Source organism: Acinetobacter indicus (assembly GCF_009914475.1).
In the GTDB taxonomy this organism is placed as follows: domain Bacteria; phylum Pseudomonadota; class Gammaproteobacteria; order Pseudomonadales; family Moraxellaceae; genus Acinetobacter; species Acinetobacter indicus.
The window spans coordinates 924865-947373 of record NZ_CP045198.1 but is presented as its reverse complement, the minus strand read 5'-3'; the positions used below and the strand labels follow the sequence as shown (position 1 = coordinate 947373).

17 protein-coding genes and 4 pseudogenes are annotated in these 22509 nt (G+C 45.9%); 10 read left to right on the top strand and 11 right to left on the bottom strand.

The features are described 5' to 3' along the window. Positions 1-11 precede the first annotated feature (11 nt). The 5 genes and pseudogenes from GA693_RS05025 to GA693_RS05005 all read right to left on the bottom strand — a co-directional run. Positions 12-1112: an ABC transporter permease gene (locus tag GA693_RS05025; RefSeq protein ID WP_127800767.1), complete on the bottom strand. Its 1101-nt coding sequence runs from the start codon at positions 1110-1112 to the stop codon at positions 12-14. Beyond that, on the bottom strand, positions 1109-2239 hold the full coding sequence (locus tag GA693_RS05020; RefSeq protein ID WP_160241311.1) for an ABC transporter permease: 1131 nt from the start codon (positions 2237-2239) through the stop codon (positions 1109-1111). Before GA693_RS05020 ends, GA693_RS05025 begins: the two co-directional genes overlap by 4 nt. Continuing rightward, positions 2239-3369 carry an HlyD family secretion protein gene (locus tag GA693_RS05015; RefSeq protein WP_005177920.1) on the bottom strand — a complete coding sequence of 377 codons (1131 nt, stop codon included), beginning with the start codon at positions 3367-3369 and terminating at the stop codon, positions 2239-2241. The genes GA693_RS05020 and GA693_RS05015 overlap by 1 nt, the downstream gene beginning before the upstream one ends. 11 nt (positions 3370-3380) lie before the next feature. Beyond that, positions 3381-4841, bottom strand: coding sequence for a TolC family protein (locus GA693_RS05010; protein WP_160241312.1), 1461 nt, complete (start codon positions 4839-4841; stop codon positions 3381-3383). A gap of 171 nt (positions 4842-5012) precedes the next feature. Beyond that, positions 5013-5501, bottom strand: a pseudogene (locus GA693_RS05005) (IS3 family transposase); the annotation flags it as partial. Positions 5502-5528: 27 nt separating this feature from the next. On the opposite strand from GA693_RS05005, the pseudogene GA693_RS05000 reads away from it, so the two are divergent. After that, positions 5529-6013 (top strand): annotated as a pseudogene (locus tag GA693_RS05000) (IS3 family transposase); the annotation flags it as partial. An 11-nt stretch (positions 6014-6024) separates the two neighbouring features. On the opposite strand, the pseudogene GA693_RS04995 reads toward GA693_RS05000, so the two are convergent. Beyond that, positions 6025-6126: pseudogene (locus GA693_RS04995) on the bottom strand (transposase-like zinc-binding domain-containing protein); the annotation flags it as partial. Positions 6127-6180: 54 nt separating this feature from the next. Here GA693_RS04995 and GA693_RS14875 point away from each other — a divergent pair. Beyond that, positions 6181-6318: pseudogene (locus tag GA693_RS14875) on the top strand (IS982 family transposase); the annotation flags it as partial. A gap of 78 nt (positions 6319-6396) precedes the next feature. On the opposite strand, the gene GA693_RS04985 reads toward GA693_RS14875, so the two are convergent. Both GA693_RS04985 and GA693_RS04980 read right to left on the bottom strand, forming a co-directional pair. Beyond that, on the bottom strand, positions 6397-7005 hold the full coding sequence (locus tag GA693_RS04985) for a MarC family protein (RefSeq protein WP_045795652.1): 609 nt from the start codon (positions 7003-7005) through the stop codon (positions 6397-6399). A gap of 12 nt (positions 7006-7017) precedes the next feature. Then, positions 7018-9054 (bottom strand): choline transporter, encoded by a 2037-nt coding sequence (locus tag GA693_RS04980; RefSeq protein WP_160241313.1) that lies wholly within the window; start codon positions 9052-9054, stop codon positions 7018-7020. A 230-nt stretch (positions 9055-9284) separates the two neighbouring features. Here GA693_RS04980 and betI point away from each other — a divergent pair, with 230 nt between their 5' ends. The 4 genes from betI to GA693_RS04960 all read left to right on the top strand — a co-directional run bounded on the left by betI (position 9285) and on the right by GA693_RS04960 (position 13977). Next, positions 9285-9869 carry a transcriptional regulator BetI gene (betI, locus tag GA693_RS04975; protein ID WP_034597681.1) on the top strand — a complete coding sequence of 195 codons (585 nt, stop codon included), beginning with the start codon at positions 9285-9287 and terminating at the stop codon, positions 9867-9869. 17 nt (positions 9870-9886) lie between these two features. Next, a complete protein-coding gene (betB, locus tag GA693_RS04970; RefSeq protein ID WP_171066688.1) occupies positions 9887-11362 on the top strand; it encodes a betaine-aldehyde dehydrogenase in 1476 nt (491 codons plus the stop codon). 16 nt (positions 11363-11378) lie between these two features. Beyond that, the gene (betA, locus tag GA693_RS04965) at positions 11379-13046 is read left to right on the top strand and encodes a choline dehydrogenase (RefSeq protein ID WP_104513487.1); all 1668 of its coding nucleotides are present in this window, start codon (positions 11379-11381) and stop codon (positions 13044-13046) included. Between the two features lie 157 nt (positions 13047-13203). Next, the gene (locus tag GA693_RS04960; protein WP_160241314.1) at positions 13204-13977 is read left to right on the top strand and encodes a TorF family putative porin; all 774 of its coding nucleotides are present in this window, start codon (positions 13204-13206) and stop codon (positions 13975-13977) included. A gap of 23 nt (positions 13978-14000) precedes the next feature. On the opposite strand, the gene GA693_RS04955 is transcribed toward GA693_RS04960, so the two are convergent. Next, positions 14001-15392: an ATP-binding protein gene (locus tag GA693_RS04955; RefSeq protein WP_160241315.1), complete on the bottom strand. Its 1392-nt coding sequence runs from the start codon at positions 15390-15392 to the stop codon at positions 14001-14003. A gap of 2 nt (positions 15393-15394) precedes the next feature. Then, positions 15395-16066: a response regulator transcription factor gene (locus tag GA693_RS04950; protein WP_016658141.1), complete on the bottom strand. Its 672-nt coding sequence runs from the start codon at positions 16064-16066 to the stop codon at positions 15395-15397. A gap of 109 nt (positions 16067-16175) precedes the next feature. On the opposite strand from GA693_RS04950, the gene dsbD reads away from it, so the two are divergent. From dsbD to GA693_RS04930, 4 genes are all read left to right on the top strand, one after another. Next, entirely contained in the window at positions 16176-18158 is a 1983-nt protein-coding gene (gene dsbD / locus GA693_RS04945) for a protein-disulfide reductase DsbD (RefSeq protein ID WP_160241316.1), read from the top strand. Beyond that, entirely contained in the window at positions 18155-18997 is an 843-nt protein-coding gene (locus GA693_RS04940) for a TlpA disulfide reductase family protein (protein ID WP_160241317.1), read from the top strand. Before dsbD ends, GA693_RS04940 begins: the two co-directional genes overlap by 4 nt. Positions 18998-19009: 12 nt before the next feature. Beyond that, a complete protein-coding gene (dsbG, locus tag GA693_RS04935) occupies positions 19010-19750 on the top strand; it encodes a thiol:disulfide interchange protein DsbG (RefSeq protein ID WP_075175219.1) in 741 nt (246 codons plus the stop codon). 392 nt (positions 19751-20142) lie between these two features. After that, positions 20143-20850: an Abi family protein gene (locus tag GA693_RS04930; RefSeq protein ID WP_267313206.1), complete on the top strand. Its 708-nt coding sequence runs from the start codon at positions 20143-20145 to the stop codon at positions 20848-20850. Between the two features lie 276 nt (positions 20851-21126). Here GA693_RS04930 and GA693_RS04925 read toward each other — a convergent pair whose 3' ends face one another. Further along, entirely contained in the window at positions 21127-22131 is a 1005-nt protein-coding gene (locus GA693_RS04925) for an OmpA family protein (RefSeq protein WP_160241318.1), read from the bottom strand. Positions 22132-22509: the final 378 nt, after the last annotated feature.

Here is a 22509-nt window from a genome sequence, read left to right as displayed (position 1 = left end):
TAATATACAAGCTAGAAAGTTCCACAGTTTGAAATTAAACGTCGATAAGCCAAGAAAAAGCACAAGCTGCCGATCATTCCGAGATAAAGCAATTTAGGCAAGACTAGCTCTGTAGGTACACCCATCTGATTGAGTTGAATAAACATCTGCACAATTTGGGTGGAAGGCAGGATTTCGCCAACGACTTGCATCCAGATAGGCATTGCAGCATGCGGCCAGGCCGCACCAGATAAAAAGAACAGTGGAATGGAAGTGAATACAATTACATGACCCGCACGTTCCGGCAGATCCAGAAAACTGGCGAATAGGCAGGTCATGCCAATTATTGTATAGATAAAAACCGGAACAGCCAGTAGCATCCCGAACAGGTTGCCACCACGTGGATAATCAAATAGCCAGAAGCTAAAGCCGAATAAATAGAAACATCCCAGACAGCCAATAGTAAAGACCGCTAAACACATCCCAATCAATGCATTTGTGTTTAATTCTATTTTTCTTTCCCGATATACCAAAATCAGCATACTCAAACCCAGAAGAATAGTTTGGTGGATAATTAAAGGTGCAACCGCAGGAAAGACATAACTGCCATAGCCGGATAGCGGATTAAATAAAGGAATTTGATGCACAGAAAGGGCAGGTGAAAAGTCCGAGACCTCGCCAAAGCGTTCAGTATAGTCTGCCAAAGTTTGCTCAACCGATGTGGCTAAGCCCAGACCAATTTGTTTGGTCACTAAAAAGTTGGCTGTGCTTAAATACAGGCCAATGCCGCCTGTTTCACCATGCCTTAAGCTTTGCGATAAATTGTCCGGTAGCAGTAAAATGCCATCGGCTTTTTGAGATTCAACCCATTGTTTGGCTTCGGCAAAATTGCCGGTAATCGCCTCAATTTCCACATTGGGGCTTTGTGCCACCTGACCAATAATACGGGTGCTTAAGTTACTTTGTTCTTCATCGACAATAATAATCGGTAAGGCTTCAGCCTGCTGTGCCTGATAAGCGGTTGGATAAAAAAAGCTGTAAAACAAGACAGATAGAATCAGCGTGGTAAAGATCGCGCCGTGACTGACAATATCCTTGAAGCCTTGCAGATAGTAAAACCAGAGGGATTTCATTGGACTGCTCCTTTAGCTATTTTTTTAAGAAACAGATAAGCCAGCAGAGCGTAGACTAGGGCATAGATCAGCAGCATTAATCCAGCTTGCAGTGAAATATGCAATGGACTACCAATCACCCATTGTTCAGTTTGTAATTTGGCATAGGGCGTAAACGGAATAATATTGGACCAAAACTGGGTGAACAGGGGCGCATTATTTAAAGGGAGGGTCACACCTGCAAAACTCAAAGATGAACCACCATAGACCGCAATGATGCCAAAAGATTTACTTAAATCTTTGGTCGCCAGAACCACTGCACTGCTTAAAAATGCATAAGCGCTATATAGCAGAAATTGTGCTGATAGAATCAGAGCGAGCGAGCCAGCAACAAACCAGCCGCGAATTTCAATCAGCCAGAACATCCAGACCCAGGTCCATAGACTAAAAATAGCCACATAGACCAGGTTCTTAGACAGTAATGCCATCCAGATGGACGAGTTGCTAATCCAGCTTGTTAAGGTCTGTCGCTTCAGTTCCTGACCGACGGAAAATGCCACACAACAACACAGCAGTAAATGCAGAATTGCCGGAATGACATAGGGTTCCAGATAGAATTCATAATTCAGCTGCGGGTTATACAGCGGCGATATTTTGATATGCGGTGACGGTGCTTCGAGAGAAGGCAGCCGGTTGCCCAGATATTGCTGTCCGCTAAATTCAGCCAGTGCTTGCAGGGTACTGACCAGCATGGCAGAGGAAATGGTATTTCCGATACTGAAATAACTCTGGTTAAAGGCAATACTGATGTCAGCATCCCGGGCACGAACCAGACGTTGCTCGGCACCGCTGGGAATATGGATATAACCCCAAATTTTATTTTGATTTAACAGGCGCTCAATTTCAGCTGTTTGTTCCGACACTGTAGCAATTTTAAGAGTATGATTCAGCGCCACATGCTGATAAATGCTTTGACTCAGCGCACTCTGGTCTTGATCAATAATCGCAATCGGTAAATGATCCGGTTTCCCTTGAGCAAACATGCTGCTGAATAAAATAATCACCAGTGCAGGTGCGAGCGTGACCAGACACAGATCCCATTTTTCGCGGAGCAGATAGCGCAGTTCGCGCCATATACCCGTCCACATTATCGGGTCTCTTTCAGTTTAAATAACACGCTCATCCCAACTTTCAGTTCAGGAATCGCTGGTGTGGGCACAAGATGCAGCTTAAAACTTCGCACATCATAACCGCCGGTTTGGCGTGTGGTCTTAATGGTGGCAAATTCACCTTCAGCACTGATCTGCTTGATTTTAAAAGTGGCGGTTTTATCTAGGGCGGGAATATAACCTTCAATACTGCTCATTTTCTGAAACGGGGCATATTGGTCTTCACGAATATTCAGGCTCACCCACATTTGATCTTCAATCAGGCTGACCACAGGGACTGCGGTGGCTACCAGCTCCGAGACTTTGCCATAGGTTTTAGACACCGTTCCGTTTACAGGTGCTACTAATTGGGTTTCTGCCTCTAATGCATTGGCTTCATCCAGCGCAGCCTGGGCAATATCTACTTGTGCATCGGCAGAACTCTTTTGCTGCGAGGTGCTGCCACGTTTGGCACGTGCGTATTGCTGATACGCTGCTTCTGTCATTTGTGCCGCTGATTGACTGGCTGCATACAATTCATCACGGCGCTGGCGTGAAATCACACCTTCCTTAAATAAATTTGCACCACGCTCATAAGAAACTTTGGCTAAATTTTGCTGTGCTTTCAGCGATTGCCAGTTGGCATACAGGCTGGCGATATTTTCTTCTTGCGAGCCACGTTCAGCAGTCGATTGTAAGGCCAGCGCAGATTGTAAAGCCGCTGCGGCTTGCTGTTTTTTGGCCTGAATTTCCGGGCTGTTTAAGCGCACCAGCACATCGCCTTTTTTGACTCGCTGACCTTCTTCTACATAAATTTCTTCAATACGGCTTGGCACTTTGGTCGCCACCTGAACTGTTTCAGCTTCTACACGACCCTGCAATTCAAGCGGAGCCGGTTGGTAGCTTTTCCATAATCCAAATGCGATGACTGCCAGCAGAACTGGAATCAGGGCGAGCAATAAATATTTTTTCTTTTTAGCGATTTCAGGAGCTTGTTGTTGCTCGGTCGAAGTCGTCGCGTTGTTTTCTATTTCAGTTTTTGTTTCTACCTGTTGCGCAGGCGATTTTTCTGTATCGCTGGATGAAGCCGCTTCATTCACAGGATCATTGGGTTTTTGATCTTCGTTCATGTTCGGCTCCATTAGCGAATATAGTGAGTGTTGGTATGTTGGATGTAGTTCGGAAATTCTGCAATCGAGCCATGGCTTTGTAATAGTGTGGCCAGTGACATCACATATTTGTAAGCATTCAAGGCAGTTTCGGCTCGTAGTCCGCTCAGCATATTTTGTGCATCGATGACCTGTATGGCGGTGCCCATATCTTCTTTAAAGGACAATTCTTGGATGCGTAAATTTTCCTGTGCGGCTTTCAAATTTTGTGCCAGAAGTGCATCACTTTGCTGTGCGCTGAGTGCTTCGCTATAAGATTTATAAATCAGATTTTCAATTTCCTGCTGGGTGCGTGCAGTGAGCAGTTCTGTGGCAGAGCGTTTGAGTTCGGCAGCCTGAATATTTTTGTTTTTATCGATCCCAGAAAACAGGTTATAGCGTGCGGCAACTCCGACAATCCAGTTTTCATTTTGATCCAGACTATATTCGCCAAAAGCAAAAACATTCGGTTTTTTAGCTGCTTGCTGGGCTTTTACATTGGCTTGAACTAATTGAGTATCCAGCTGCATTTTTTGAATCAGCGCAGAGTTCTGACTAAAGGTTTTCAGCAGATAATTTAAGGCCTGTGGCTCGGTTTTATTGACAAATAAAGGCGTCGAAAGTTCGGTGATGCTACTTTCCTGAAGCAGATTATTCAGCTGGAACAGGGCAGCATTCAAATTGGCCTGTGTATTTTGCTGGCTGCGCTCGGCATTATTGCGTGCCACTTCAAACTGCATGCGGTGCCCTTTACTGATAAAACCTTGCTGTTCCATCTTTAAGGCATTGCGATAATGCTGCTGCATGGCATTCAGATTAAACAGCGCAGCTGCATGCAGTTGCTTTTGGAGCTGTACATTAAAATAACTTTGAATCAGTTCAAAACGCTGCGTGTCTTGCTGCTGTTTGTTGCTGAGCTGACTACGACCGACCTGAATATTGGCGATTTCTTTAGCGCTGCTTGTCAGCCCACCGGTATAAAGCGGCATCATGACTGAAATCGTCGGGCGAATCACCTGATCATCCAGCACGACATGCGAACTATCAGGAATTAAGCCCACCCCATTTTGAATAGGTTGTCTTAGACTATTTTTTAGCGGGTCAGCCAGCCCCCCTAAGTTCAGTTCATCAATTCTATTATTTACACCATCCGTTAAGGATTGCTCTAAATTATTTTTTAATGCACCCAAAGGCAGATCGAGTTCATTATGAAAGGCATACGCACGAACATTCAGGTCGACTCGTGGCAGACCTATACCTTTCACTGCTTCAGCTTCAAGTTTTGAAGCCTGTTCCAGACTTTGATAGGCTTGGCTGCTATAAGAATTTTGCAACAACTGACGTTCAGCGTCCTGAAAGCTGATGCTCTGCGCATGAGCAAAGCTGCCATACATCATCGATGCAAGCAGATTTAAACCCCAGACAAGCTGTCTTTTATTTTTCTTTAAGTTCATAAAGTCGCTAAACTGATTTAAAGCCGGTGATGTTATCCGGCTAGTATAAATCAAAGGTTCGCAGATAGAACTAGTGTAAAGTTATAGTATTGTTTCTTTTACATCTGTATGGCTTTGTTGCACAAGCCTATCTGAACCGTACCGGGTTTGTCGGAGACTTTTTTATTTAAGTTAGGCCACCTGACCTAACGGGTTAATCTTATCATAGTACATTGCTTCAAACTCAAAAGGCGATACATAACCCAGTGCACTGTGTACACGCTTTTTATTGAACCAATCTACCCAGTTGAGTGTCGCTAGTTGTACATCTGCTAAACCTTGCCAATCTGCTTTTAAATATTCAATCACCTCTGTTTTGTATAAGCCATTCACCGTTTCAGCCAGAGCATTATCGTATGAATCACCAGTTGTACCGACTGATGCTCGTAAATTTGCAGCTTCTAAACGATTGGTATAGCGAATAGAAAGATATTGAACACCTCTATCGGAATGATGAATCACATTCTTTGGCATGCCTCGATCGTGCAATGCTTGCTCAAGTGCATCGAGTACCATATCTGTATTCATCCGTGTAGATACTTTCCATCCAACAATTGCTCGTGAGAACACATCAATAATAAAGGCGGTATAGACCCAGCCTGAATTTGTTTGAATATAGGGGTGAGTAGACCAAAGGAATCTCACCCTTATATCCGCACTTATGAAGGGTGGCTATATCTCGCAGTTGTGATTGACCTGTTTTCACGTCTTGTTGTTGGCTGGTCTATGAAATTCAGAATCACGGCAGATCTGGTTTTAGATGCGTTATTGATGGCTTTGTGGCGAAGAAACCCAAAGAACAAAGTCCTAATCCATTCTGACCAAGGCGGCCAATACACCAGTCATGAATGGCAGACATTTCTCAAGCATCATAATCTTGAAAGTAGTATGAGTCGTCGACTTGCGCAGTACACTGCTCATGCCATGACAATGCTGTTGCCGAGAGCTTTTTTCAACTGTTAAAACGAGAGAGGATCAAAAAGAAAATATATGCATCAAGAACTGAGGCTAGGTCTGATATCTTTGAATATATTGAGATGTTCTACAATACAAAACGCAGGCATGGTTCCAATGATCAGCGTTCTCCATTAGATTATGAAAAGGCCCATCAAAAGATGATTATGTGTGTCTAGAATTTTGGTGGCTCTTCACATTGATAGTTTTGCTTGCCATATAGTTTGAGGCCATTTTTCTTTATACTGTCACTTAGACAGGTTGGACATTTGATTTCTAGTGTTATTTGCATCTCACTATCTTATCAAAAGCCAACCTGTTTTTTTCAGCATACTTTTTGAAACACCACCAAAAAAACAGGTTGAAAAAGTCAGCTTTAAGCTTGTCTGAAGAAATGACCATTGTCATTTTATTTCATCAATCCGGTTTTAGATTCTTCAAATATTTTTATTGCCAAATGATCGTTCCATTCTGGAAATCTGCTTTATTGTTTGAACCCCAATAAGCCAACTTTCCAAAATATGCTAAAAGGCTAAGTGGATTTCATCGAACTCAGGTTATTTTAGCTCTGCATAATTCCGCTGACACCGGTCACAATCATATCAATGGCAATGGTCCCAATCAGCAAGGCAGCCAGACGCCCGACAATATCGACATACAAATCAATATAATTGGAATGTTTATGCTGCAAATGATCATGCGCATATTTCATTAAAATAAGCAGGCTACAGGTCAGAAATAGCGTCACAAAAATCACCAGCACCAGTTGCCACAGGTTTAGCTGAATTCCGGTGATAACGGCGGCGCTAATAGTTCCCGGGCCAATCATAAACGGCATGGCAATGGTGCCAGCCAAATGATGCGGCGCACCACGCATCACCCCAATGGTATCGGCGCCTTCAAACACATAGCGATAACCAATCACCAGAAAAATAATCCCGCCAAAAATCTGGAAAGATTCAAAACGGACATGCAGGACATCATGAAAAAAGGCTTCACCGGTTTTGGCGAAAATAATAAACACCACAAAGCTGATTAAACTGCCCTGAATCAGGGCGCGATTAAACACTCGGGCCTCGGAATTACGGATAATGCCGAGCATATAAATACTCATTAAAAACGGGTTTAATAATGAGAAAAACAGTGCAAAGGCGTGAAGCGATTCAGACATCCTACAGATTCCTTATTGATCCGGGTCTGGAAAGAGCGGGCGCTTGCCTGGACTAATCCGGTTGATGTGCAAGAACATCAAATGGCGCTCGTATTTATCCAGAATGTCGTTAATGACCTGTTCCTTGCTATAACCCACCAGATCATTGCCTTGCGAGCCTTCAAACAGATAGGTTTCCAGACGGTAATAGTATTTCTTGGTGCGTTTGCCGCGTGAACTGAAGTTGGGTGTGTCATAACGGATTGGCCAGATCTGGTAAACGAAGTTTTCTTCTTCATCCAGCTGAATGGTTAAATCCAGATGTGACAGTTCCGGTTCATCATCCAGGGCTTTTTCCGCCAGATCGACCTGAATGCCTTTGTTGATGAATTCTGTGGCCACCGCCTGCATTGCCGGTTTACAGACCTCTTCCAGCATTTGCTGGGTTTGCGATAAATTGGCATGCAGCATTACCCGGCTGAGGCGTTTTTTCCAGTTAAAGATGTCGACATTGCCGACCACGGGTGCCGCATTCATGCTGGTACTGGCCTGACGGAAATCTTCCAGTCTTAATGACTTGTACAGACCCGCCATCACAAAGAAAATCACAAAGCTAAAAGGCAGCCCCATAATAATGGTGGTGTTTTGCAGTGCAGTCACGCCATTGGCCATCAGCATGGCCAAAGTCAGTAAACCAATCGCCAGTGCCCAGAAGACACTTAACCAGCGCGGCGAATCATGTTCAATATTGCTAAATTTGGTGGTGAAATTCCCCAGTACCAGTGCGCCTGAATCGGCAGAAGTCACATAAAACAGCAAACCGGTAATGGTAGCGACGCCGGCCAGAAATGGGAACCACGGATATTGGGTAAGCAGGTCATAGAAACCATGTGCCGGATTGGCCAATACGGTGGTGGCCAGCTGGGTATTGCCATCAAAAATGACGCTGTGCAGAGCGCTATTTCCAAAAATTGACAGCCAGGTCAGGGTAAACAGCAGGGGAATAATTAAGGTACCGGCCACAAATTCACGGATGGTTCGGCCACGGGAAATTCGCGCCAGGAACAGGCCGACAAATGGCGACCAGGCAATCCACCAGGCCCAGAAAAACAGGGTCCAGCTGTTCATCCATTCTTTCGGTTGCTGAAACGGAAAACTGGTTAAGGACAGTTGCGGGAACTGGCTAATATAGTCGCCAAAGTTCTGGATTAACGCTGCCAGTAAAAACTCGGTATTGCCCATCACCAGAATAAAAAGCAGCAGACCAATCGACACATAAATATTGACTTCAGACAGAATCCGGAGGCCTTTATTTACCCCAGAAGCCACTGAAATTGCAGTAATAATGACTGCAACGGCAATCAGCGCCGACTGGATCAGCAGGTTTTCTGGCACATCAAACAGTACATGCAGGCCGTAGTTGAGCTGAACCACACCAATCCCGCAGGTGGTGGCAATACCAAAAATGGTGCCCAAAACGGCCGCGGTATCAACACTATGTCCAATCCAGCCATTAACACGCTTGCCAAAAATCGGATAAAGCGCCGAGCGGATGGTTAGCGGCAGGTTATAACGATAACTAAAATAACCCAAAGCCACGCCAACCAAGGCATACATGCTCCAGCCAGTTAATCCATAGTGGAACAGGGTCCAGACCATTGACTGGCGCGCAGCCTCAAAAGTCTGGCCTTCGCCGACAGGCGGATTCATATAGTGAGACAGCGGTTCGGCCACCGAGAAGAACATCAGGTCAATCCCGATTCCGGCCGAGAACAGCATTGCCGACCAGCTCAGCAGGCTAAATTCCGGCTTGGAATGTTTGGGACCTAATTTGATATCGCCATAACGCGACAGGGCAATAAACAGTACAAAGACCAGATATAAGGTGGCCGCCAGCAGGTAATACCAGCTAAAGGTCCGGCTGACCCAGTTCAAGATTTGGGTAATGAGCTGATTCGCCTGGTCATTAAATAAAATCGTAACCAGCGAAAACAGCAGGATGAGTGTTGCCGAAAGAAAAAAGACAACTTTGTTCAGACTATCGGTCGTCTGTTCAGTTTTCTTTTGCATAAATCTGTGACCATATTTTTTTAATTCGGATCTACAGCGCAGTGTGTTTTGGCATAACCAGACTATAGGCATGGCTCTCATTACAAACATTTGCAAATGAAAAACAAACTGAGCTGTACATCAGGAAGCAGACGGGACTATAATTTATTTTAATTGAACGTTCAATTAAAATAACGTTTTTTATATGTTACCTTGCCTTGTGCATGATTTTTATTAGTCAGGTCGATCTTATGCCTAAAGTTGGTATGCAACCGATTCGTCGTCAACAGCTAATTGATGCCACCTTATCTGCCATTAATGAACTGGGTTTTGCTGAAGCATCTATCAGCCAGATTGCCCAGCGGGCAGGTGTGTCTACAGGCATCATCAGTCATTATTTTCAGGGCAAGCATGGCCTGATTGAAGCGACCATGCGTTATTTGCTGCAACAGCTGGGCGATGCCATTTCTGCCAGTTTAAACGCCGCAGAAAACACCCCGGAGCAGCGCCTGATTGCGATTGTGCGTGCCAATTTCTCGGCCGAACAGACCGATAAAGCCGCCATGAAAACCTGGCTGGCATTCTGGGCCAACAGTATGCATCAACCTGACTTGCACCGTTTGCAGCAGGTCAACCATTATCGCCTGCATTCCAATATCAAGCATGAGTTTGCCAAACAGCTGGACCGCGAGCAGGCTGAACGCGCCGCGCAGGGTCTGGCCGCACTGATTGACGGTTTCTGGTTACGCGGTTCCTTAATGACCACTGAACTGGATGCCGATTTACCTATTCAGATTTGTGCCGACTATATCCGTCAGCAACTCAATATTCACTAAATTACGAGGAGAACCGATTGATGCAATTCAATACACAACGACCTTATATTCACGGTCAGTTTGTCGATGCTTCATCCTCTGAAACATTCCAAAGTATTAATCCGGCCAATGCTGAGGTGTTGGCCACCATTCAGGCATGTAACCAGGCCGATGTTGATCGGGCAGTACAGTCTGCCAAACAGGGACAAAAAGTCTGGGCAGCCATGACCACCATGCAGCGTTCACGCATTTTAAATCAGGCCGTAGCCATTTTACGGGCACGCAATGATGAGCTGGCAGAAATTGAAAGCCTGGACAGTGGCAAGCCTTTAAGTGAAACCCGGAGCGTCGATATTGTGACCGGGGCAGATGTGCTGGAATATTATGCCAGCATTTTACCAGCGCTCGAAGGCCAGCAAATTCCATTAAGAGAAAGTTCTTTTATTTATACCCGCCGTGAACCGCTGGGTGTGGTGGCCGGTATTGGCGCCTGGAATTATCCAATCCAGATTGCGTTATGGAAATCTGCACCGGCCTTGGCCGCAGGCAATGCCATGGTGTTTAAAGCCAGTGAAATTACCCCACTTACCGCGTTAAAACTGGCCGAAATTTATAGTGAAGCCGGAGTACCAGACGGCGTCTTTAATGTGGTGACCGGTGGTGGCGATGTGGGTAGTTACTTAACTGAGCATCCAGAGATTGCCAAAGTATCCTTTACCGGCGGTGTGAGTACCGGTAAAAAAGTAATGGCACAGGCAGCGGCGTCCAGCTTAAAAGAAATCACCATGGAACTCGGTGGAAAATCACCGTTAATTATCTGTGAAGATGCCAATCTGGATCTGGCTGCCGATATCGCCATGATGGCCAATTTCTACAGCTCTGGACAGGTGTGTACCAATGGAACCCGGGTGTTTATTCCTGCTGCTTTAAAAACTGCTTTTGAAGAAAAGATTCTGCAGCGCATTCCTTATGTGCGGATGGGGCAGCCTTTAGACCCGAACACCAATTTCGGACCACTGTCCAGCTTTGCCCATATGGAAAAAGTATTGCATTACATTGAGCTGGGCAAGCAACAGGGCGCCCGTCTGTTAACAGGTGGACAGCGCGCAGCGGCAGCTGAATTTGCGCACGGGGCTTTTGTTGAACCCACGGTATTTACCGACTGTCATGATGAAATGCGCATTGTTCAGGAAGAAATTTTTGGCCCGGTTATGAGCATCTTAAGCTATGACAGCGAAGATGAAGTGATCCGCAGAGCCAATGCTACCACCTATGGTCTGGCTGCCGGTGTGGTCAGTCCAGATTTAAGCCGGGCCCATCGCATTATTCATCAGATTGAAGCAGGGATTTGCTGGCTGAATACCTGGGGCGAATCTCCGGCAGAAATGCCGGTTGGTGGCTATAAACAGTCCGGTGTTGGCCGTGAAAATGGTCTGGTGACCTTACAGCACTATACCCAGACCAAATCGGTTCAGGTAGAGCTAAGTCCTTTCCAGTCTGTCTTTTCAGCTTAAGGGAGGATCATGCTGCATGAACTATGACTATATTATTATTGGCGCAGGTTCTGCCGGGAATGTGCTGGCGGCTCGATTAACCGAAGATCCAGAAACGACGGTGTTGCTCCTGGAAGCAGGTGGGCCGGACTACCGGCTGGATTTTCGTACCCAGATGCCTGCCGCGCTGGCTTATCCCTTACAGGGCCGGCGTTATAACTGGGCCTATCTGACCGATCCGGAACCGTATATGAATAATCGCCGCATGGAATGTGGTCGCGGTAAAGGCTTGGGCGGTTCCTCCCTGATTAACGGCATGTGTTATATCCGCGGCAATGCGATGGATCTGGAACAATGGGCCAGTTTGAAAGGACTGGAGCATTGGAGCTATGCCGACTGCCTGCCTTATTATAAAAAGGCCGAAACCCGTGATATTGGCGGCAATGACTATCATGGCGACAGCGGTCCGGTACAGGTCGCCACCCCGAAAGCCGGAAATAACGAGCTGTTTCATGCCATGGTCGATGCTGCGGTGCAGGCCGGCTATCCACGTACCGATGATTTAAATGGCTATCAGCAGGAAGGATTTGGTCCGATGGACCGTACCGTAACCCCGCAGGGACGCCGTTCCAGCACAGCGCGTGGTTATCTGGATATGGCCAGACAGCGCCCGAATTTAACCATTCGCACCCATGCCATGACCCATAAAATTCTATTTAATGGCAAGCAGGCTATAGGCGTCGAATATTTTCAGGGACAAAGTACCGCGCAGCCACAGCAAGTCTTTGCTGAAAAAGAAGTGCTGCTCTGTGGGGGTGCCATTGCTTCCCCGCAAATTCTGCAGCGTTCCGGTGTCGGTAATGCCCAGCATCTAAAAAGCCTGGAGATTCCGGTGGTTCATGATTTACCGGGCGTAGGTGAAAACCTGCAAGATCATCTGGAAATGTATTTGCAGTATCAGTGCAAAAAACCGGTCAGCTTATATCCCGCCTTAAAATGGTATAACCAGCCAAAAATTGGCGCAGAATGGCTGTTTTTAGGTCAGGGTGTGGGTGCCAGTAACCAGTTTGAAGCCGGTGGCTTTATCCGCACCTCCGATGAGTTTGCCTGGCCGAATATCCAGTATCACTTTTTACCGGTCGCCATTAACTACAATGGCAGTAATGCCATTCAGCAGCATGGTTTTCAGGCGCATGTTGGTTCTATGCGCTCTCCATCTCGTGGGCGGGTCAAACTGCGCTCCAAAGATCCGTTTCAGCATCCAAGTATCCTGTTCAATTATATGAGTACCGAACAGGACTGGCGCGAGTTCCGTGATGCCATCCGCATTACCCGGGACATCATGCATCAACCGGCTTTAGATGCCTATCGCGGCGAAGAAATCAGCCCGGGCAAACAGGTACAAAGCGATGCCGAGCTGGACGAATTTATCCGTAACCACGCTGAAACTGCGTTCCATCCATCTTGCAGCTGCAAAATGGGTGAAGATGATATGGCGGTGGTCGATGGCTACGGGCGGGTACATGGGCTGCAAAACCTGCGTGTGATTGATGCTTCCATCATGCCGCTGATTATTACCGGCAACCTGAATGCCACCACCATTATGATGGCCGAAAAACTGGCCGATCATATTCGCGCCAAACCGGCGCTGGCCAAATCTACGGCGCCATTTTACCGGGCCAATACGCCAGTCCGGTCAATCTAGCCGCAACAGAACGCTTTGATCTCTTAGATCATTTTGATGTGCATTTTTATACACATCCTTTTTCTTAGTTAAAACCAGATACCCAACCATCCGCACAGCTCACGGTCCGATGGTTGGCTGGGATTTTTTACATTTAATCAGGTTAAATTTTAAAACAATGATTCCATTTACAAGAACGGTGGTCGCCGCCGGGTATCTGTCATGTATCAGCATGTCCAGCTGGGCCAATGATGCATCGTCTTTCTCTATTGATGTGTCTGGTCAGCTGACCGCAGTATCTAAATATGTGTCGCGCGGTCTGACCAATGCACCAGAAAATGAAGACCTGGCTTTGCAGGCCTCTTTAACCCTGGGCTATGGAAATTTTTACGCTGCTTATTGGGGCAGTACACTGGGTTATTCATACCGCGATTTACAACAAGGCCGGCAATACAGCACCGATAAAATGGAACATGATTTTATTGTCGGGCATGTGTCAGATTTTAAAGGCCTCACTTGGGATCTGTGGAATGCGACCTATTATTATCCGGGTGGGGACAGCACCACCTCCAATGAACTGGGCCTGCGTGTCAGTAAAAACCTGAATGAGCAAGCTACACTAACCTTCGGCGTGTCGACCTATTTATATGATGTGGTGTATATGAATCAGGGCGATACCTATGTCAGCCTGAACTATGCCCATCAGCTCAGCGACAAATTAACTGGAAATCTGGCCGTTGCCGGTTCCTATTTTAATGACTCCGGCAAATATGAAGGTCAGGAATTTTTAGATACCCAGACCGATACCGCTTTTCGTTTTGCCTCGGTCGGCCTGGATTATGCAGTTGCGCCGAATGTGAATGTCTTTTCCGACTTCATTCTGGGTGGCTATGACCGCAGTAAAATCAAACAGAAAAATCAGGCGGTTTGGGGCTTAAGATATAGCTTCTAATCTAGTCCCCAAGCATCAACCTTTTAATTGAGCGTGGAAGAGGGTTGCTCCGGCCGAATGCGAATGCTTAAACCCTGAGGCGGGTTCAGGCTTAAATCCATCTGGTAGTGATGATGCTGGAGCAGTGCTTTCACCAAAGCCAGCCCTAAACCATGACCCTGTTGCTGGGCAGATTTACGCCAGAAGCGCCGGGTCATCTGGGTCAGTTCAGCGGCAGTCAGCCCCTGACCATCATCTTGTACCAGCAGTTGCTGATCATGCATGGCAATTGCAATCCGGCTTAAGCCTTGGGCATGTAACAGGGCATTTTCCAGCAGATTTTTCAGGATGGTCTGCAAGCTCAGCGGTGGCAATTGCAGGGTCTGCAGATTTTCCCAATCGACCTGCAATACGCTATTTAAATGCGGATAAACCGGACTTAATTCTTCTATCACTTGTCTTAAAACCGGCGCGACTTCGGTGGTATCTGAATCTGGGGCGGCTTGCGCTGCTTCATGATCAGTCTGGCTCAGTAATAACAATTGTTCCAGCAACTGCTGATAGCGCCATATACTGCTTTCCGCCTGTTTCAGGTTTTCAATCAGCTTGCTGGCCTGCGCCGGATTTTGCTCGACCATCATCCGGCTGAGTTGTACATGGGTTTTAATTGCAGTTAAAGGACTACGCAGTTCGTGTGCGGCATAGGCGGTAAACAGTTTTTCATTTTCCAGACTATGATGCAGGTTCTGAATCAGCTGATTGGAATTATCGACAAAAGGCTGGACTTCTTTGGGAATTTTACGCGCATCCAGATGTTGCAAATAATGCGCGGCATCTGACAGCGAATGCTGTTTATCTGCCAGTTGCTGGGCCATATCATCTAAAGGGCGGAATTCTTTACGCAGAATATGAATCACCAGCGCCATACAGATCAATAGCGATAACACCAGCGGAATCAGCACCGATTGCAGAATCTGTTGCAATAACGACGCTCTAAGCACCAGCCGTTCTGCGGCCACCACCTGAATATCGCCTTTACGCAGCACATAACTGCGCCATTCCACACCATTTTCCTGCCAAGTGCTAAAGCCCGGTTGCTGCCCGGTCAGCTGCGCCGGCGCACCGCGGGTACGGGCCACCACATAGGGTCCCAGGGTAATATCCGAGCTAAACACCGACACCTCACAGGCAATCAGGTTTTGCGCATGATACTGTTCGGCCACCTGTTTTAAGGAGTCAGGATTAATTTCCTGGAGCGGCAAATGCTGAATCAGCCGCGCCACCATTTGTGCAGAGGCAAACAGGCGCTGATCCAGCGTATCTTGCAGCCGCTGCTGCAAATCATAATACAGCCAGCAAAACACCAGACTCCACAGGCTAAGAAACACCACCATAAACATGCTGACCAGCCGCCATTTTAAACTGTAGTTCTGCATATTCAGCTCTCGGTTTCCGGTACTTTAAACATATAGCCCACACCACGAATGGTCTGAATCAGCTGCGGCTCTAGTTTCTGGCGTAAATGATAAATATGCACATTCAGCGCGTTGCTCTCGATACTGTCCTGATAGCCATACAGTTTATCGAGCAGCTGTTCATTTTTTAAAATCTGGTTGGGATGGCTCATCAGGGTTTCCAGCAGGCTGTATTCACGCCGTGACAGAGTCACCGGCTGCTGCTGGAACGTCACTTCCTGGGTATCGCGGTTTAACTGCAAATCGCCCAGTTGTAACAGATTGGAAGAAAAACCTCGATTACGCCGTGCCAGCGCATGTATACGGGCAATCAGCTCATCCAGTTCAAAGGGTTTGGTCAGGTAGTCATCGGCCCCCAGATTTAAGGCTTCTACACATTGCCGGGTTTGATGCCGGGCGGTTAAAACCAGCACTGGCAGATGAATTTCATCCTGGCGCCACTGCTGCAGCAGTTCCAGACCATCCTGATCGGGCAGGCCCAAATCCAGCAGGCACAGGTCGACCGCACTTTGCCGGATAAAATAATCGGCAGCACGCGCAGTAGCCACATGCTCGACTGAAATATTTAAATAGTCCAGCGCTGAACAGATACTTTGGGCAATATAAGGATCATCTTCGACCAGAACCACAAACATAGTTACTCTCCACCTGAAATCCTATTTTATAAATAATGAGCTATGTTAATGTTCTCTTAATTTAATCTTTTTAATAATGAATCGGGTTTTCTACAGAAAAATGGACGTCATGATTACGCGTGTAAGTGCTTTGCTTGTGGTTCTTTGTGCATTCTGGCCAGTTTGGTCACAGGCGCAGGAGTTCTTGCCACCCGATCAGGCGTTTCAGTTTCAGGCGCGTTCTATTAGTGATGATCAGGCGGAACTGCGCTGGACCATCGCCGAGAATTATTATTTATATCATGATCAGCTGCAGGTGCGTAGCGATGCCGGTGCGCTAAAATTACAGCTGCCGGTCCCGGAAGATAAGAACGATCCGACCTTTGGCCAGACCAAGGTGCATTATCATCAGGTCAAGACTACAATTAAGGTCGCGCCAAACCAGCAATTTAAAATTCAGTGGCAGGGCTGTGCCGAAAGCGGTTTATGTTATCCGGTGCAACGCGCCACCATTCAGACCGATGCGCAAGGCTTGTTGCCCCAGTCAGATGCGCCTTCAAGCGAACGGCGTTTATTAAGTGCCGCCAAACCGGTCGCGCTGGATGCACCGGCTAAAATTGAAGCGGCACCAAGTAAACCTGAAAAAACAGTACTGACAACTACATCTGCTGCCGCCGAAGAAGCAGTCATTGAAAATGAGTCGATTGCCGCAGTAGAGAATACAGAGCCGACAAAACTCACTGATGCTGTCGCGGCTTCAGAAATTTCAGTCGTAGCGTCCAATCCGGTGCAGGCCAGTGAAATCGCAGGCGAGACACAAACGGCAGCCGCCGCGTCATTACAATCTGAATGGAACAACGACCAGTATTTTTTCAATTTACTCTCGGAACATCATTTATTTTTTAATCTGCTGATTTTTTTAGGTTTTGGTATTTTACTGGCCTTTTTACCTTGTTCTTTGCCACTGATTCCAATTTTGTCTGGCATTCTGGTACAGCGTCATCGTGGTTATCGTGCTGCGTTGATTGCGCTGGCTTTCGTACTGGGTATGGCCGCAGTGTATGCGGTGATGGGACTGGCGGTTGCACAACTGGGCTATAGTTTCCAGCGCTGGTTCCAAAGCCCGATCTTTATTGGCATCTTTGCGGTGCTATTTATCTTGTTTGCCTTGAACCTGTTTGGGGTGTATCAGCTGTCCTTACCACAAGGTTTATTACAACGACTGGACCGATGGCAGCAAAAACAGCAGGGCGGTACGCTGGTGGGTGCTGCGTTAATGGGGATGATTTCCGCGCTGATTGTAGGTCCGTGTATGAGCGCACCTTTGGCCGGTGCTTTGCTGTTCGTATCGCAGTTGGATCAGCCAGTACTTGGCGCGACCTATCTGTTTGTACTGGGTCTGGGCCTCGGGATTCCTTTATTTATTGCCGCTGTATTTGGCGCCAAATATTTACCGAAACCGGGTTTGTGGATGGACCGGTTGAAATTCAGTTTCGGCTTTTTAATGCTGGCGCTGGCGGTTTATTTCGCCCGCCCATTGCTGCCGACTGTGGCCTATTTCCTGTTGATGGGCATTATTTTCCTGGCACTGGCGATTTACTGCTTCGATTTAATCCGCAGACATCTGCAAGGGAAAATTTCGCGTGTTGGCGTTATTGTGCTGGCGCTGGCCATGACCGCTATTGGTATTTGGCATATTCAACATGGCCTTCAGCAGATGGGTGCGGTCCATGCCCAACAAACACTCAGCTGGCAAAAGGTGCATACCCAGCAGGAACTGGCACAGCTGCTACAGCAGAACAGTGGACGCAGTATCGTGATTGATGTCTATGCCGACTGGTGTGTGGCCTGTCAACCGGTAGAAAATGAAGTCCTGCCCCGTACCGATGTACAGGCAGCCTTGCAGGATGTGGTACGAATTAAACTGGATTTAACCGAGTATCATCCATCTCAAGATGAATTACTGCGTGACTGGCAGATTCTTGGTCCACCGACCATGATTTTCCTGGACAGTCAGCAGCAGGAACAGCGTACTTTACGTTTAACTGGTACCTTTAGCGCGACCCAACTTATTCAGCGCTTACAGCAACTTCAGCAGGCGAACACGCCATGATGGTTTCTGCAACGGCGCTGCATATAGGCCCACTGATGTTGCCGTGGCAGATTGTGCTGCTGCTCACCGGATTAGTGCTGGTGTATGGGGCAGGGCGATATTTCAGACAGAAACAGCAATGGCCTGAACCTAGCTGGCGCATCTTTAGTGACAGCTTGTGGACGTCATTCTGGGTGGGATTAATTGCCGCACGACTGGTTTTTGTGCTGATGCATGCCGATCTTTATCTGGCGACACCACTGGATATAATCAAGATTCAGGACAAAGGCTTTCATTTTTATGGTGGATTGATTGCCGGCATTGGGTGGTTTTTATGGAAAAACCGGGCATTGGCCAATCTGCCTAAAGCGATATTGATCGCGCTATTTGTTGCGATCCAGCTTTGTCTGAACTGGGGTATTCAATCAGTCTTGCCACAGCAGAATCAGTATCCTGACCTGCAATTTCAAAATTTACAGCAGCAACAGGTGCCGCTACAGCACTGGGTTGGCAAACCGACCGTCATCAACCTGTGGGCCAGCTGGTGTCCGCCGTGTCACCGGGAAATGCCGGTTTTACATCAGGCCCAGCAGGATTATCCGGACATTCATTTTGTAATGCTGAATCAGGGCGAAACGACTGACACGGTACAGGATTATCTGCGTCAGCATGGTTTTAATTTCCAGCATGTCCTGTTTGATCCTCAAGGTGACATGGCCACCCAGATGAATATGTACGGCTTGCCAAGCACCTTGTTCTTTAATGCGCAAGGACAGCTCGTGCATCGGCATATGGGAGAACTGACCCAGCCGATGCTGCGTCGCTATATCAACGAGCTTTCTGCTCCATCTTCAAAATAACAGGAAATTCTTATGAAAATGATCTATCCCGCTGCGTTGTTCCTGCTGCTGTTAAATACGACAGCATTTGCCCAGACTGATCTGAAAAAACAGATTGAGCAGGAAGGATTTAAATTTATCAAACAGATTGAAGCGCCAGAAAAAATGACCGGATGGGCCGGGCATATGCAGCAAAGTCCGGCGACCGTGTTTATTTCCAATGACCAGAAATATTACATTATTGGCGATTTGCACAATGCCAAGGGTGAGAACCTGACCATCAAAGCGCTTGAAACCCATGTCAAAGACGCCGTGCTGGATGATGTCTGGAAAAGTCTGGAGAACTCCACCTGGATTCAGGACGGACAAAAAGATGCGCCGCGGATTGTATATGTATTTTCAGACCCGAATTGTCCGTATTGCCATACCTTCTGGCAAAAGGCACGTCCGTGGGTGAAGGCGGGGAAGGTACAGCTTAGACATATTCAGGTGGCTGTCATTCGTGATGAGAGCCGCGGGCAAGTGGCGACCATGCTGATGGCTAAAAATCCGCAGCAGGTGTTTACCAGTTACAATGCCAACAAAGGGCAAAACAAGTTAAAAATTACCAAGAATATCCCTGCTGATATTGCTGCAAAAATAGATGCCAATCAGGAACTGATGGCTAAATATGGTTTCTTTGCCACGCCGTCAATGGTGTGGAAAAACCAGCAAGGCGAGTTTAAGTCCGCCCAAGGGATGACGGAGGATTTAAGAGAGATTTTTGAGAAGTAAAAGGTTCATGAACAATGGCAGGTGTTGTTTAGGTTAGCACCTGCGGCTTAAATAATCCTCCTCATGCGGAACGCTGTTCCTCACCTCTTTAATAAAGAGGGGTTAGGGGAGATTAGATATAAAAAAGACCGTCGCTAAGGGCGGTTTTTGATCATAACTTGCTAATAATGACAATTGCCGCTATTATGTACTTAATACAGCCGCCACGCTTAGTTCTTCTTTTGAAGTCCGCGCAACCTTGGCGGTTTTTTATGCCTCGATTTTAGTGAATTATGTTAAAACCTTAGAATAAAAAGCCTTTATCATATGCTGAGCAAGTGCATCATCACCGAATAAGGTCAGGAAATAATGTCTTAGATCGATTCAAGCCGGGCACTTCGTTTGAAAAAATTGTGCAATTATATGAATTTGATACTGAATTACGATTACAAATATTCGGTGCTATAGAAATTATAGAAACGTTTTTACGAACGAAATTAACGTATTATCTCGGTCATCAATATGGTGCATTTGGTATATACAGCGCACAAAATTTTTATCCCAAATTTAACCATAGAAAATTTTTAGAAACATGCAATAAAGAAGTTGAACGCTCTAAAGATACGTTCATCCAGCATTTTCAACAAAATTATGAGGGTTTTCCTCAAATCCCAATCTGGATGCTGACAGAAGTTTTAAGTTTTGGTTCATTGTCATTTTTATATAGTGGTTTAATAAATAATAAGGCAAACAATAAAGAAGATAAGAAAGCTATCGCACAGCATTTTTCTTTGCATCATGAAAAATTAGCTGAATGGTTACATATATTGACCTATGTAAGAAATATTTGTGCCCATCATGGACGGTTATGGAATAAAGAATTAGCAATTAAATCTAAAGCTGACAAAGATCCAAATTGGCAATCACCGATTACACCGACGAATAAACGTATCTTCTATGTACTCTTAATCTTAAAAACCTTGCTAAGACCGACAGGATTTGATTCAGAGTGGTGCTATCAATTGAATAAACTCTTAAAACCTATTGTGAAAGATGAAAATTGGCGTGTTGCGATGGGTTTTCCTGATAATTGGGAAGAACATCCTATTTGGAGCTTATGAAACATGGATTGTGTTATGGACGAGGTTTATTTATTACAACTAGCAGAAAAAGCGAAAAGTGAAGAAACAATCAGGATAACTTTAGATGACTTAAGAGCTCGAGTTCACAAAAACCGCACTTAAAAAGTTTGGTAAGCTGAAACCGCGTATCGCTTAGTCTATCAAGTCATTGACGCCAAAATTGTGGTGCTTGTTTTAGACGTTGACTGCCGTGACACCATTTATAAAAAGATGTAAAAAAGACCGCAATTGAGCGGTCTTTTTACACTTAGACTTTTATAATTTCACCAACTCCACCCGACGGTTTTTCGCCTTACCATCTTCAGTCGTATTATCTGTAATAGGCTGAGTATCCCCAAAACCTTTGGCTGTCAGACGATTTGAATCGATACCTGCTTTAGTTAGGGCAGCAACTACAGCTTGCGCACGTTGCTCAGACAGTTTTAAATTATGTGCTGCATCACCTGTATTATCAGTATGTCCATAAATGCCAAGCTTTAAATCATCGTTATCTTTCAGTAAAGCAATAATCTGATCTATTTGTTCTTGTGAGTCTGGCAAAATATCGGCTTGATCTGTGGCAAAGTTAATTTGCACACTCACTTTACTGTTCTGATCTAGACTTTGTTTCAGTGCACTCGACGTCAGTGCTTTGGCAGTGATATTTAAGGGCTGACTTTCCGCTACCATTAAACCTATATAGTTGCCAGATTGCGCCAAATGGAACCAAATATTTTTATCCGCTTGTCGAATCACATACGTTTGCGCAGGGTAATTATAAATATCCGCCAAACCTGAACCATGTTGCACCCGAATGGCATCAGGCAGACTGTTGGCAAGCTCTTTGGGGATTTGACTATTGGCAACTTCTACACCGCCAAGCTGTTTAATTACCGCATCAAGATTACGCTGTATTTCTAAATAACTGCCTTCTTTATAATCTGATTTAGCGGTAATACCCGAACTAAACAGTTTTCCTTCAACCCAGTGAAAGTCATGTCCTGTCCAAAACGGCACACGTTCAAACTTTCGATTTTCATCATTCTGATAGCGATAACCCTGTGGTAACTCAATATAAGGAAACTCGCCAAGCACTGCGGTCGAAATGGGGATGTTATTCAGATCAAAATCTGAGCTGGCTTTGGCAGTTTCATTTGAATCTGATGTGATTTCAGAAGTACTGACTTCAGTTTCAGCCTGATCAGAAGTGGGTTTGGCACAGCCATACAGTGTCAGTACACAACCTAAACTTAGGCCTAAGATTGTTTTTTGAAAAGTCATCGGATATTTCCTTATTTTACTGATCTTAATATTCTGCTTGTATTTTAAGCAGTATAGCTGAGCCGGTTTAAATTTTCATTTTTTATAGAGGCTGAGCGTCGCTAAGTCGCCTCTCAAGAAGATAGGGCTACAGAAGATCACTGCATCTATTCGTTTAATAGGAAGGTAAATCACTGATCATTTACAAGCTAAACCCCTTGATTTTTCCTCATCTTCAACTGAGCCAAATTCATGTTGATGCTTTTATAGACATTTTTATATAAGCGCCGTTTGACCTAAACAGACCAGATCCAAATATTTAGGCGAGCCAATTTTTTATTCCATCAAGAAGCTCATTTTCTTCAACAAAATGTGAAGATATTTAGCTACAATAAAAAT